The following is a 14,272-nucleotide window of genomic DNA, read 5'->3' as shown; positions in this document are numbered from 1 at the left end:
AATGGTGAAATGTTACACCCCAAACGGCTGTCTTTTGTTATTCTTGAAAACGTGTTATAATGAAGTATTAGGATTTTAGGAGGAAATGGTATGCGTTGTCCGAAATGTGGTGGGAATAAATCAAGTGTAGTTGATAGCAGACAGGCAGAAGATGGAAATACGATCCGCCGCCGCCGTGAGTGTGAGGAATGTCAGCACCGCTTCACGACCTACGAGCGCGTCGAAGAGAGAACCCTAGTAGTTGTCAAAAAGGACGGGACACGCGAGCAATTTTCTCGGGATAAGATTTTTAACGGTATTATTCGCTCGGCGCAAAAGCGGCCGGTATCTAGTGATGAAATAGAGGAGATTGTCAACCGAATCGAGCAAAAAGTCCGCAGTCAGAGCGACAATGAAATCAATAGTGAGTATATTGGATCCTTAGTCATGGATGAACTGGCCGAGCTTGATGAAATCACCTATGTTCGCTTCGCCAGTGTTTACCGGAGTTTCAAGGATGTGGGCGAGCTAGAAAGCCTGCTCAAGCAGATTACCAAGGGGTCCAAGAAGAAAAAGGACAAATAAATGAAACCAAATGATAAATTTTACTTTATTAAAAATTATTTTGTAAATTTGAATATTGGTGATTTGATTAGGTGTTACTTACCTATCATAGGTATGAGATCTTCTTCTGTGTACCAATTTCTTGTTACTATCTGGGATAACGGCAGTAAGCCACATCAATTTACTGAAATACTTAATCATTTAAATTTTGGTTTTAATACTTTACAAGATAGTTTTGATTTGTTGTCGGCCATGAATCTTATTGAAATTTATGAACAAAAAGACTCTCAAAATCAACAAATTTTTGGGATTGTATTATACCCTACGCTATCTACTCAAGATTTTTTAAAGCACAATGTATATAGAAATTTACTTGAAAAAAAAATAGGTGAGGCCTGTGTCTCCGACTTTGAAAAAGTAAATTTGATTCACGAGAAAAAAATATCAAAAAACTTTTCAGATGTTTTTGATGATTCAGGAGAAAACTTTATTACGAATCGACCAAAAAATGATTTTGAAATAGAACATTTTGAACGAATGATGGCTAGAGATTTACTGAGGTTCGAGAATAAGGATGACAGTATAATTGCTCTCTATAACATTTCTGAAAAATATAAAAAATCTTGGTTTGACGTGTATCAAGTTGCCAAGGCAACAGCTGTTGATGATGTTATTTCGATAAAAAGGATTAAAAACTTTTTCAAGAATAAAATACAAAATTCGAGTAAAGTGATATTTTCTGATTCGGAGAAATCTCTAATTTCAGTAGCAAAATCTAAAACTCCAATTGATGTGCTGGCTGAATTTAAAGAGAGTAAGTATTCGGGTATAACTGGGTCTGAAAAGGAAGTATTAAAATACGCTAAAAATCTTGGCTTGCTGGATGAAGTAATAAATGTAGCTCTATTTGATTATTTTAATAGATATACGGATACTAGTAATCTAAAAGCTAATCTTTTTAAAGCATTGGTGAATGATTATTCATATAGAGGACTAAATCAAGCTGAAGATGCCGTGGAATTTTTGTCTAAGGAAATAAAATCTCAAAAGCAGGGGGAGTTTAAAGGAAATAATAAAACTCATAAAAGCAACGTACCTGACTGGAGTCAGCCGGATTATAAAAACGAAACGAGTGCAGAGAAGCAGGCCGAGCTAGAAGAGCAGAAACGTCGGCTCTTAGCCAAACTTGAAGGAGGAGGCGAATAAATGGAGAAAATAGGACAGAATATGCCTCATATGAATAGGGTGCGGCAGTTTGACTATCAGGAGCTGGTCAAGCAAATCATGGCGGATCCAGATGTGGCAGCCTTTATCCAGCAGGAAAAGCTGACCCAAGCTGAGATTCAGCGCAGTGTCTCCAAGTTTAACCAGTATATTACGGAGCGCAACCGTTTTTTGCTGAGGGACGAGACCTATATTGCCAAGGGCTATAAGCCAATCTTGGTGAAAAATGAAGGCTATGCGGATGTTGCCTATGAAGAGACGCCCGAGTTGATTGAGCAGGAGAGACAGGAGGCTATTAGAAGCCGTCTCAATCTTATCAGCCTACCAGCCAGTCTCAAGGAGGCTAGTCTGGCTCAGGTGGATCTGGACGATGTTGGCCGCTACAAAGCTTTTGAACTGTTGACCAACTTCGTTGCTGAGTTTCCGAATTATCAGAAGGCTGTTTATCTCTACGGGGATTTTGGAGTCGGGAAGAGCTACATGATGGCTGCTCTGGCGCATGATTTGTCAGAAAAACGCAGTGTTTCAACGACACTCCTTCACTATCCAAGCTTTGTTTTGGATGTTAAGAATGCGATCAGTTCCGGCTTGGTTAAGGAGAAGATTGACCAAGTCAAGACAGCTCAAGTGCTGGTTTTGGACGATATCGGTGCAGAGCAGTCTAGCCCCTGGATGCGCGATGAGATTTTGCAGGTCATTCTCCAGCACCGTATGCAGGAAAATCTGCCAACTTTCTTTACTTCTAACTTTAGTTTTGCGGATTTAGAGCGTCACTTTGCCAGCTCTAAGAATGGCGATGAGACTTGGCAGGCCAAGCGGGTTATGGAGCGGATTAAGTTTCTGGCTCAGGAGGTACGCCTAGAAGGAGAGAACCGCCGATGAATGAAACGATTAACTTAATGACATCTCATACGTCTGTTCGCCGCTTTACGGAGGAGCAGATTTCGGATAAGGAATTACGTGCCATCATTGATGCTGGTCGAGCTGCATCCAGCTGGAAGAATTTCCAGTCCTATTCTATCATTGTGGTGCGAAGCAAAGAGAAAAAAGAAGCTCTCTTTGACCTGGTCCCCCAAGAAGCCATTCGGCAGTCTTCGGCCTTCCTGCTTTTTGTTGGCGACCTCAATCGAGCTCAAAAGGGCGTTCACATGCATACGGAAGACTTTTATCCTGAGGGAACGGAGAATCTCCTGATTAGCTCAGTAGATGCCGCTCTGGCGGGGCAAAATACTCTCTTAGCGGCTGAAAGTTTGGGTTATGGCGGAGTAATCATTGGATTGGTTCGTTATGCTGCTAGTCAAATAGCAGAGCTTTTCAAGCTGCCGGACTACACTTATCCAGTCTTTGGGATTGCTCTGGGGACTCCCAACCAGAACCATGCTGTTAAGCCACGTTTGCCTTATGAAGCAGTGGTCTTTGAGGAAGAATATCGTGAACAGGATCGTTCAACTATCCAAGCCTATGACCACGTACAGACTGAATATGCTGGCGAGCGAGCTAAGGAAACCTGGAGTCAGCGCCTAGCTGCTCAATTTGGCCAGGAGCCTAATCAGGCTATTGACCAATTGTTCAAAGAAAAGAAATTAGAAAAATAGGGCGGAGTTTGGCTCTGTCCTAAAGAATGAAAGAGGAAAAACATGGCCTTACCAACTATTGCCATTGTCGGCCGTCCTAATGTCGGCAAATCAACGCTCTTCAATCGGATTGCCGGTGAGCGGATTTCCATTGTGGAAGATGTTGAAGGGGTGACCCGCGACCGAATCTATGCGACAGCAAGCTGGCTCAACCGTAAGTTTAGTATTATTGACACGGGCGGAATTGACGATGTTGACGCGCCTTTTATGGAGCAAATCAAACACCAGGCTGAGATTGCTATGGACGAAGCAGATGTTATCGTTTTTGTCGTGTCTGGCAAGGAAGGTATCACGGATGCGGACGAGTATGTGGCTCGCATGCTCTACAAGACCCATAAGCCGATTATTTTAGCGGTCAATAAGGTGGACAATCCTGAAATGCGCAATGAGATTTTTGATTTCTATGCGCTGGGCTTAGGCGATCCATTCCCAGTTTCCTCAGTCCATGGGATTGGTACAGGAGATGTTCTTGACGCTATTGTTGAAAACCTGCCAAATGAAGAAGTGGCCGAAAATCCTGATATGATTAAGTTTAGCTTGATTGGCCGCCCTAATGTTGGCAAGTCTAGCTTGATCAATGCTATCTTGGGGGAAGACCGAGTCATTGCTAGTCCTGTGGCTGGTACAACGCGTGACGCTATTGATACGGTCTTTACGGACAGTGAAGGTCAGGAATTTACCATGATCGACACGGCTGGTATGCGCAAGTCAGGCAAGGTCTATGAAAATACGGAAAAGTACTCTGTCATGCGGGCTATGAGGGCGATCGATCGCTCAGATGTCGTTCTGATGGTGCTGAATGCCGAAGAAGGAATTCGTGAGTACGACAAGCGAATCGCTGGCTTTGCCCATGAAGCTGGAAAAGGTATTGTTATTGTTGTCAATAAGTGGGATACGCTGGACAAAGACAACCATACCATGAAAGACTGGGAAGAAGATATCCGTGACCAGTTCCAGTACTTGTCTTATGCGCCGATTATCTTTGTTTCAGCCTTAACCAAGCAGCGTCTCCATAAGCTGCCGGACATGATTAAGCAAATCAGTCAGAGTCAGAATACCCGTATTCCGTCAGCAGTGCTCAATGATGTTATCATGGATGCCATCGCCATTAATCCGACGCCGACTGACAAGGGCAAGCGTCTCAAGATTTTCTATGCGACTCAGGTAGCAACCAAACCGCCGACCTTTGTCATCTTTGTCAACGAAGAAGAGCTCATGCACTTCTCTTACCTGCGTTTCTTGGAAAATCAAATCCGCAAGGCTTTTGTCTTTGAAGGAACTCCGATTCACTTGATTGCAAGGAAGCGAAAGTAGGAGTTGGAAAACAGCAATTTGACAAACATACGTTTATATGTAAAAATGAAAGTAAGCATAAGAGCTTGCTTTTCTTTTTTTATGTCAAAAGTATGGTATAATGGTGAGATAAATGTAAGGTGGTAATTATGGCAAAATTAATTCCTGGAAAGATTCGGACAGAAGGAATTGCCCTGGTTGAAAACAATAAGGTAGTAATCCTTGAGGTCAGTGATTCACTTTTATATGCTCGTGTGGACGAGTGTAATCTGCGCTATAGCTTGGATGATGATGTCATCTTTTGTTATTGCGACTTTTTCCAGAAGAAAAAATACTGTGCCCATCTGGCAGCCTTGGAGTATTATCTGAAAAATGCCCCATCAGGAAAAGATGTGCTAAAGAGTATGGAAGAAGAGGAGATGACTAGTCAGGAGACCCAAGAGCTGGTTTCTTTCGGAAGCTTGTTCTTGGATAAGGTCTTGCCGGAGAAATCCGATCAACAGGTTCGTTATGAGCTTTCAGCTACTGGTCAGGAGGACTCTTATACAGGGCAGTTTCTCTGGAGTCTTCGGATCAGCCGCTTACCGGATGAGCGCTCTTATGTTGTACGAGACGTTCTTTCCTTCCTTCGGACCTTGGAAAAGGGCGGGCATTATCAGATTGGTAAGAGTTACTATGAGGCTATTCATTTGGAGGATTTTGATGAAGCCAGTCAAGATTTGCTCGTTTTCCTGCAAGGACTAGTGTCCGACTATCAGGGGCAAGATTCTTCTTTGATTTTCCCAAATGCTGGGCGCAATCTTTTCTTCCCATCTAGTATCTTTGAAGAGGGAGTTATCTTCCTGATGAATCTATCTTCTTTCCGCTTAGAGTACAGCCTTTATGACTACAGTGAAGTCTTTTTCCAAGATTTACATGAAGAGGCAGAAGTTTATACTTTCCAAGTGGAAGAGTATGAAGAGCATTTTGAGCTAGTCATTGCTGAGAAGAATTATAAGATGCTTTATGATGGGCAGTTTATCTTTTATGGAGATACCTTCTACCAGCTAAATCCTCAGCAGATAAGACTGATTAAGGCTTTACGGGAGTTGCCTATAGAGCATGATCGGTTGAAGCGCCTGCAATTCGACTTGTCAGAAAGGACTAAGCTGGCTTCCAGTTTGTCTGAGTTTAAAAAAGTTGGTCGGGTAGAAGCACCTGAAAGTATGATGATTCATGACTTTACAGCCAAGTTTGACTTTGACATCGGTCCTGACAAGCGTCTGATTTTGGATACTGTCTTTGACTATGGAGACAGGAAGGTGACGACTCGAAAAGATTTGGAACGTCTGCCTTTTGCGGGCAATTTTGAGCATGAGCAGCAAGTCTTTAAGCAAATGCTGCAGGCAGGTTTTGTGGCAGACTTTTACAGTCAGAGACCGCCTCTGAAGCCGGAAGAAATTTATCATTTCTTCTCAGAAGTCATTCCCAACTTTGAGGCTTTGGGCTGTGTCAGCATGACAGAAGAGTTAGAGGCACTGGCACAGACAGAAAGTCCAAGGATCTCTGTCAAGATGAAGGGCGGCCTCTTAGATGTTGGTTTTGATTTTGCGGGTATTGAGCAGTCTGAGATAGATTCTGCACTAAATTCTTTATTTTTGGAGAAAGATTATTTTATCAGTAAAACTGGGAAAGTTTTAATTTTTGATGAAGAGACCAAGGAGATGAGTCGGACTTTGCAGCAGCTGCGGAGTAAGCGGACTAAAAATGGCTTCATTCAGACCAGCAGTCTGGCAGCTTATCAACTGGCAGAGTTTTTTAAGGGCAAGGATAGGGTACAGTTTTCAAAAGATGTACAGCAGCTGGCCTTTGACCTGACTCACCCAGAGGAATTCCCTCTTCCTGAGCTACAAGTCAAGGCTGACCTTCGGGATTACCAAGAGACGGGTGTCAAGTGGCTATCCATGCTGGATAAGTATGGCTTCGGTGGCATCTTGGCTGACGATATGGGACTAGGGAAAACCCTGCAGACAATTTCTTTTCTGAGTTCGCGTATAGATGACTCTAAGAAAGTCTTAATCTTGGCGCCATCCAGCCTGATTTACAACTGGAGCGATGAGTTTGCTAAATTTGCTCCGCATTTGGATGTGGCGGTGGTGTATGGTCTGAAAAATGTTCGTGATGAGCTGATTGCGGAGAAGCATCAGATTACCATTACCAGCTATGCTTCCTTCAGGCAGGATGTGGAAGAATACAAGGACAACCACTTCCAGTATCTGATTTTGGATGAGGCTCAGGTCATGAAGAATGACCAGACCAAGATTGCCCAGTATTTGCGGGATTTTGAAGTGGAGCATACTTATGCCCTTTCTGGGACGCCGATTGAGAATAATCTGGGAGAACTTTGGTCTATTTTCCAGATTGTCATGCCAGGACTTTTGCCGAGCAAAAAAGAATTTTTAAAACTGCCGGCTGAGAAAGTCGCCCGTTATATCAAACCATTTGTCATGCGGCGCAAGAAAGAAGATGTGCTGCAGGAATTGCCAGATTTGATTGAAGTAGCTTATCGCAATGAATTGGCAGATAGCCAGAAGACTATTTATCTGGCTCTGCTCAAACAAATGCAGGACAGAATTATCCATGCGACAGAAGATGAAATCAACCGCAGCAAGATAGAGATTCTGTCAGGTCTTATGCGCCTCCGTCAGATCTGTGATACTCCGAAGCTGTTTATGGAAGATTACGAGGGCGAGAGCGGTAAGCTGGAAAGTTTGCGGGAATTACTTGAACAGATACAAGATGGTAATCGTCGTGTCCTCATATTTTCACAATTTCGTGGTATGCTGGATATTATCGAGAGTGAGCTGGACAAGATGGGCATGGAGTCCTTTAAGATTACAGGCTCTACTCCAGCCAAGGAGCGTCAGGACATGACAACTGCCTTCAATGACGGCCAGCGTTCAGCCTTTCTGATCTCCCTCAAGGCTGGAGGTGTCGGTCTCAATCTGACTGGTGCTGACACAGTTATCTTGGTTGACCTCTGGTGGAATCCAGCGGTTGAAGCCCAGGCCATAGGCCGTGCCCACCGTATCGGTCAGGAGCGCAATGTCGAAGTCTATCGGATGATTACACGAGGCACGATTGAAGAGAAGATACAGGAGTTGCAGGAGAGCAAGCGCAATCTGGTTTCGACTATTCTGGACGGAGCAGAAGCCAAATCCAGTCTCTCTGTGGAGGAAATTCGAGAAATTCTGGGAATTTCGGCAGAATAGCTTGAAAAATAGCCTGAATAGTTTATAATAATGAAGGGTTGAAAGGAAAAAGATATGACTGATAAACAATTTCCTCTGGTGTCAGATGATGAAATCATGCTGACGGAAATGCCGCATATGAATCTTTATGATGAACTGGATCTCATTAGCAACATTACCGGAGACTATACAGACCGTAATTATTTGGAATGGATGCCGATCGTGGACTCCAACAGGCATGCTCCCATCGCTGCCAGTCAGGCTATCAGAAGACCGCTGCAAAAGCAGTCTGCTTTCAAGGATTTTAAAAAGCCGATTGATAAGAAAGATCCAGCTATCCGTTATGCTGAGCAGGCACGCGAGGAGGCTCGGGCAGATTTGAAAAAGAAGCGTTCAGCGTCTTATCTGACCAGCGACCTTCCGACTAAGGTCCGCAGCAGAAAGCTTCCAACAGCTTCTAATGCGGAAAGACCGAAGCCAACAGCCCCTTTTCAGAAGAATACATCGGGCGAATTTACGAAGTTTGGCGATAGGCTTCAGCAGGATAACTATATTTTGGCAGATATTCAGCCTGAGTATAGCAGCCCTCAGCCACAGGAGCCGGAAGAAAAGCCTAAGAAGAACAATTATGATTTTTTAAAAACCAGTCAGATCTATAATCAGGATAGAGCTAAGGAGGAGCAGTTGAAGCATTCCAAGGCTCAGGAACTGAATTTGACAGGCTTGGACAGCGAATAAAGCTGGCTTGCTCGAGTCTTTTCTGCCTGCAATTTTCTGATGTATAAAGGAAATTGCTAGTTGATTATGTAAATGTAAAATCTATCTGCATATAACATCCATCATCGGTTGAAAAAGACCGATGCTAGAAGCTAGGACTTACTGATTGGTCCGGCTTCTTTGGTGTTTTGGCGGTGCCTAAAAGCTTGTAAAGAAAGAAAATCCCTGCGGGCTGATGAGGGTCTGCGGATATTTTCCTCTTTGAACTTGCTTTTATGGCCTAGTATCTTAAGGAGTAATCATGACGAAAACCTATCATTTTATCGGGATTAAGGGCTCTGGTATGAGCGCTTTGGCTTTGATGCTGCACCAGATGGGCCATAAGGTTCAGGGCAGTGATGTTGATAAATATTATTTCACTCAGCGCGGTCTGGAGCAGGCTGGCATTTCCATCCTGCCTTTTGATGAAAAGAATATCCAGCCAGACTTCGAAATCATTGCCGGCAATGCCTTTCGTCCAGATAACAATGTAGAAATTGCCTATGCAGACGCAAATGGTATTGGCTATAAACGGTACCATGAGTTTTTAGGTAGCTTCATGCGTGACTTTGTCAGCTTGGGAGTGGCTGGTGCCCACGGGAAGACCTCTACAACGGGGATTCTCTCCCATGTTCTGTCCAATATCACGGATACTAGCTATCTGATTGGCGATGGTACAGGCCGTGGTTCTGCCAATGCCAAGTATTTTGTCTTTGAGTCAGACGAGTACGAGCGTCATTTCATGCCTTATCATCCGGAATATTCGATCATTACCAATATCGACTTTGACCATCCGGATTATTTCACGAGTCTGGAAGATGTCTTTAACGCTTTCAATGACTATGCCAAGCAGATTACCAAAGGACTCTTCATTTATGGAGAAGATGAGCAGCTACGCCGGATTACGTCCAAGGCTCCGATTTACTACTATGGCTTCAAGGAAGAGGGCAATGACTTTGTTGCTCACGACCTCTTGCGATCTACCAGCGGTTCAGGCTTTAAAGTTTCTTTCCGCGGGCAAGAACTGGGTGAGTTCCAAATTCCAAGCTTTGGTCGCCACAACATTATGAATGCGACAGCAGTAATTGGCCTCTTATACACTGCAGGTCTTGATTTGAATCTAGTTCGGGAGCACCTCAAGACCTTTGGTGGAGTTAAGCGCCGCTTTACAGAGAAAATTGTCAACGAAACAGTTATTATTGATGACTTTGCTCACCATCCGACGGAAATTATTGCGACTCTGGATGCAGCACGTCAGAAGTATCCAAGCAAGGAAATCGTGGCAATTTTCCAACCGCATACCTTCACTCGGACCATTGCTCTCTTGGACGAATTTGCGGAAGCCCTCAATCAGGCTGACTCAGTCTATCTAGCTCAGATTTACGGATCTGCGCGTGAGGTGGACAATGGCGATGTCAAGGTTGAAGATCTGGCTGAAAAGATTGTGAAGCGGGCCAAGGTTATTGACGTGGATAATGTTTCTCCGCTTCTTGACCACGATAATGCCGTTTATGTCTTTATGGGAGCTGGTGACATCCAAACCTATGAATATTCCTTTGAACGTCTCTTGTCTAATCTGACCAGCAACGTTCAGTAGGAGGAGACTTGATGGAAGCACCGATTCGAATCAGACAGGCTGACTTGAGCGACTGGGAAGAAATTCTTGCAATCGAGCAGCTGAATTTTCCAGCAGCAGAAGCAGCCAGTTCAGAAGTTCTCAAAGAGCGGATTGAGCAGATTCCAGATACTTTTTTGCTAGCAGAGCTGCATGGTCAGCTGGCGGGCTATATTGTTGGACCAGCTGTTCAGGCGCGATATTTGACAGATGACCTCTTCAGCAAGGTGGGTGCTAATTCTCCAGAAGGTGGCTTCATTGCCGTCCAAAGTCTGTCCGTCCATCCTGATTTTCAGAGGCAGGGGGTCGGAACCTTGTTGCTTGCAGCTCTCAAGGAGACAGCTGTTCAGCAAAATCGACAGGGCATTAGCCTAACCTGTCATGATGAGCTGATACCTTATTATGAGATGAATGGTTTCGTCCACGAAGGGATTTCTGACTCAACTCATGGTGGAGCCGTCTGGTCTGATATGGTGTGGGAAAATCCCAATTTTAAGGAGAAGTGATGATTATCCGTCAAGCTCAAATGGCTGACTTAGATGCCATTTATGCTATCGAATTGGAAAATTTCAGTCCAGAAGAGGCTGTTAGCCGAGAAAGTCTAGCAGCTCATATCCAAACCCTATCTTCGACTTTTTTGGTGGCGGAAAAGGATGGTAAGATTCTAGGCTATCTGGAGGGACCTGTCTGTCCAGAACGTTATTTAAAGGATATTTCCTTTACAGAGGAGATTGAAGATTATGGTCATCTGGACGGCGGCTTTATCTCATTGACCAGCCTTTCTATCTCGAAGGATGCTCAGGGGATGGGGGTCGGTCGCAAGCTATTGGTAGCTATGAAAGAGATTGCTATAGCAGATGAACGCCATGGCATCAATTTGACCTGTCATGATTACCTAATCGCTTACTACGAGAAGCATGCTTTTGTAAATGAAGGTTTGTCACAATCAACTTACGCAGGTGCTACTTGGTTTGATATGGTCTGGGAAAACCCTAGTCTCAAACTGCAAAAAAACCAATAATAAGCTAGAAAATCCTACTCTTATTGCATTTATCTGACTTTTAAGATATAATGTTAGGGATTATGATGAAGGAGGTCAAATTTTTGACTGAAAAATCACAAGACAAAGAGAAGAATCTGAGCTTTAAAGAGCAGATTTTGAAAGACTTAGCTGGAGAAAAGGAAGAACAAACTCCCTCTTCAACTAGCCAATCAGAAGCGGACGCTGCTTCTGCAAAAGAAACAGCAGCTGCGGAGGACTTTGAAGCTAGACCAGCTTCGGTAGATGTTTCCTACAAGGTTGCAGAGAATGAAAAGGCTCACCCTCAGGTCTATGGCCGAGTGGATGAGGAAGATAAGAAGCCCAATGAGGTTCTATCTCGGGCTAATCGGGCCAACAACACGGTCAAGAAAAAACGTCAAAACACCTTAGCCCGCAGGATTATGACAACGGTTTTGCTGATTGTCCTGCTGGGACTTGTGGTCACAGGAGTTGTCGGCTATACTTATGTATCTTCAGCTCTTAAACCTGTTGATGCAAACGCAACAGAGTATGTGACGGTTGAAGTACCAGAAGGTTCAAGCTCTAAGCAAATTGGGGAAATCCTCGAGAAAAAGGGGCTGATTAAAAATGCCCAAGTTTTTAGTCTCTATTCTAAGATTAAAAGCTTTAACAATTACCAGTCCGGCTATTACAATCTCCAGAAGAGTATGGATCTAGATACCATTGCTCGTCAGCTTCAGGAAGGTGGAACGGATACGCCGCAACCACCAGTTGTTGGTAAGGTTACTATTCCTGAAGGCTATACACTGGAGCAGATTGCAGAGGCTGTGACGGTTAATGCAGCTGCAACTTCTAAGAAGACTAGTAAGACACCTTTTAGTAAGGACGATTTCCTAGCTAAGGTACAGGATGAAGCTTTCATTTCCAAGATGGCGGCTAAATATCCACAGCTGCTGGGCACTTTGCCAAGTAAGGACAGTGGAGTCAAGTATCGCTTAGAAGGTTACCTCTTCCCTGCCACTTATAACTATGGTGAGGATGCGGATTTGGAAAGCTTGATTGACCAGATGTTGGGCGCAATGAATACCAATCTGTCTTCTTACTACTCTACTATTGAAGCGAAGAACCTAACGGTTAATGAAGTTCTGACACTTGCTTCTCTGGTAGAAAAAGAAGGTTCAACAGACCAAGATCGCAAAGATATTGCCAGCGTCTTTTACAATCGTCTCAATCAAGCGATGCCGCTTCAGAGTAATATCGCTATCCTTTATGCTCAAGGCAAGCTAGGAAAGAAAACGACTCTGAAAGAGGACGCTGAGATTGATACCAATATTGACTCGCCTTTCAATGTCTATAAAAAAGAAGGGCTTATGCCTGGACCAGTTGATAGTCCCAGCCTATCTGCTCTGGAGGCTACCATTAATCCAAGTAAGACGGACTACCTCTACTTTGTGGCAAATGTTGAAACAGGCGCTGTTTACTTCGCCAATACTTATGAGGAACACGCTAAAAATGTTGAGGAGCATGTCAACAGCAAGCTCACTCAATCCAGCAGCAGTTCTAATTAGACTGTTGTCATTGCAGATAAGAGAAAGCTAGTGCATTTAGTTCTAGCTTTCTCAGTCCTGCTATATAAAAAAGGGACTGATACAGACTTGTCTCAGCCTCTTGTTTTAGTTTTAAAATAAAAGAAAATAAAAGAAAAGAGAAAAAATGGCTGAAAAAACTTATCCTATGACCCTAGAGGAAAAGGAAAAACTAGAAAAAGAATTAGAAGAATTGAAATTGGTGCGTCGTCCAGAAGTGGTAGAACGTATTAAGATTGCCCGCTCCTACGGCGATTTGTCCGAAAACAGTGAATACGAAGCTGCAAAGGACGAACAGGCTTTTGTGGAAGGACAGATTTCTAGTCTGGAAACCAAGATCCGCTACGCTGAGATTGTAAACAGTGATGCTGTAGCCAAGGACGAGGTAGCTATCGGCAAAACAGTTACCATTCAAGAAGTAGGCGAAAGCGAAGAGGAAGTCTACATTATCGTTGGTTCTGCTGGTGCAGATGCTTTCGCAGGCAAGGTATCCAATGAAAGCCCAATTGGTCAAGCTCTAATTGGCAAGAAAACAGGCGATACTGCAACAGTCGAAACACCGGTTGGCAGCTACGACGTTAAAATTATCAAGGTTGAAAAAACCGTTTAATAAATACCAAAAGGAACTGGCTGGAAGACTGGTTCTTTTTTCGTTTCTTTTAAGACAGAGAGTATAGGATAGATAAGAAGAGCAGGGGAAAAATAGAGAAAAGACAGATGGTTATGCTATAATGAGAATAAGCTAGAAAAGTAGGAGAACTGTATGCAAGAGCAAGATATTTATGGGAAATATGGGGCCTACCTGCCCAAGATTTTAGAGGATCTTAGTCAGCGTATTCAAGAGGCTAATGATCGAGTCAAGCAGGAAACAGGGCAGAAGCTTTTTGAGCATTTTAATGCACGGATCAAGCAGGCAGCCAGTATGGAAGAGAAATGTCAACGCAAGAATCTGCCTAGGGTGCCAGAGTCAGCCCTGAAAGAAATTCGTGATGCGATTGGGATTAGGATTGTTTGCGGTTTTATTGAGGACATCTATCAGACTATTGAGGTGCTTCGTCAGCTGGAGGGCTGTGAGATTGTTCTGGAAAAAGACTATATCCGAGCTGCCAAGCCTAATGGCTATCGCTCCTACCACTTGATATTAGAGGTTGAGACTCCTTACGAGGACTGTCATGGTCAAAATCCCGGCCGCTATTTTGTAGAAATCCAGCTTCGGACCATTGCTATGGACTCTTGGGCCAGCTTAGAGCATCAGATGAAGTACAAGCATGAGATTAAAGACAGCAAGCGGATTGTTCGCGAGCTGAAACGCTGTGCGGACGAGCTGGCTTCCTGTGATGTGACCATGCAGACCATCCGCAATTTGATTCGAGAAAGTGAGTGAGATG

Annotated in this window: 13 protein-coding genes; all 13 read left to right on the top strand. The window is 43.8% G+C overall.

Going from position 1 to position 14,272, the window contains the following annotated elements:
* Positions 1-90 precede the first annotated feature (90 nt).
* The 13 genes from nrdR (at position 91) to J1C77_RS09030 (ending at position 14,268) form a co-directional block, all read left to right on the top strand.
* Positions 91-564, top strand: coding sequence for a transcriptional regulator NrdR (gene nrdR, locus J1C77_RS09090; protein WP_002894570.1), 474 nt, complete (start codon positions 91-93; stop codon positions 562-564).
* Entirely contained in the window at positions 565-1,749 is a 1,185-nt protein-coding gene (locus tag J1C77_RS09085; RefSeq protein ID WP_002920544.1) for a hypothetical protein, read from the top strand. It begins immediately after the preceding gene.
* The gene (gene dnaI, locus J1C77_RS09080) at positions 1,750-2,649 is read left to right on the top strand and encodes a primosomal protein DnaI (RefSeq protein WP_002920546.1); all 900 of its coding nucleotides are present in this window, start codon (positions 1,750-1,752) and stop codon (positions 2,647-2,649) included.
* Positions 2,646-3,362 carry an NADPH-dependent oxidoreductase gene (locus tag J1C77_RS09075; protein ID WP_002920547.1) on the top strand — a complete coding sequence of 239 codons (717 nt, stop codon included), beginning with the start codon at positions 2,646-2,648 and terminating at the stop codon, positions 3,360-3,362. Before dnaI ends, J1C77_RS09075 begins: the two co-directional genes overlap by 4 nt.
* Before the next feature lie 42 nt (positions 3,363-3,404).
* Positions 3,405-4,715, top strand: a complete 1,311-nt coding sequence (gene der, locus J1C77_RS09070; protein WP_002920549.1) for a ribosome biogenesis GTPase Der — start codon at positions 3,405-3,407, stop codon at positions 4,713-4,715.
* A 128-nt stretch (positions 4,716-4,843) separates the two neighbouring features.
* Complete coding sequence (locus tag J1C77_RS09065; protein ID WP_002920551.1) at positions 4,844-7,945, top strand: DEAD/DEAH box helicase; 3,102 nt, start codon at positions 4,844-4,846, stop codon at positions 7,943-7,945.
* 54 nt (positions 7,946-7,999) lie between these two features.
* On the top strand, positions 8,000-8,662 hold the full coding sequence (locus J1C77_RS09060; RefSeq protein WP_002918437.1) for a hypothetical protein: 663 nt from the start codon (positions 8,000-8,002) through the stop codon (positions 8,660-8,662).
* A 280-nt stretch (positions 8,663-8,942) separates the two neighbouring features.
* Entirely contained in the window at positions 8,943-10,277 is a 1,335-nt protein-coding gene (murC, locus tag J1C77_RS09055) for a UDP-N-acetylmuramate--L-alanine ligase (RefSeq protein WP_002920553.1), read from the top strand.
* Positions 10,278-10,288: 11 nt separating this feature from the next.
* Positions 10,289-10,801 carry a GNAT family N-acetyltransferase gene (locus J1C77_RS09050; protein WP_002920555.1) on the top strand — a complete coding sequence of 171 codons (513 nt, stop codon included), beginning with the start codon at positions 10,289-10,291 and terminating at the stop codon, positions 10,799-10,801.
* Positions 10,801-11,316, top strand: a complete 516-nt coding sequence (locus J1C77_RS09045) for a GNAT family N-acetyltransferase (RefSeq protein WP_002918440.1) — start codon at positions 10,801-10,803, stop codon at positions 11,314-11,316. The genes J1C77_RS09050 and J1C77_RS09045 overlap by 1 nt, the downstream gene beginning before the upstream one ends.
* 50 nt (positions 11,317-11,366) lie before the next feature.
* A complete protein-coding gene (gene mltG / locus J1C77_RS09040) occupies positions 11,367-12,866 on the top strand; it encodes an endolytic transglycosylase MltG (RefSeq protein ID WP_002897011.1) in 1,500 nt (499 codons plus the stop codon).
* Between the two features lie 145 nt (positions 12,867-13,011).
* On the top strand, positions 13,012-13,494 hold the full coding sequence (gene greA, locus J1C77_RS09035; RefSeq protein ID WP_002918441.1) for a transcription elongation factor GreA: 483 nt from the start codon (positions 13,012-13,014) through the stop codon (positions 13,492-13,494).
* A 153-nt stretch (positions 13,495-13,647) separates the two neighbouring features.
* Positions 13,648-14,268, top strand: coding sequence for a GTP pyrophosphokinase (locus J1C77_RS09030; RefSeq protein ID WP_002918445.1), 621 nt, complete (start codon positions 13,648-13,650; stop codon positions 14,266-14,268).
* The last annotated feature ends 4 nt before the right edge of the window (positions 14,269-14,272 follow it).

Source organism: Streptococcus sanguinis (assembly GCF_050223295.1).
GTDB classification, from domain to species: domain Bacteria; phylum Bacillota; class Bacilli; order Lactobacillales; family Streptococcaceae; genus Streptococcus; species Streptococcus sanguinis_X.
The sequence above is the reverse complement of the archived record's forward strand: the minus strand, read 5'-3'. Positions and strand labels throughout refer to the sequence as shown.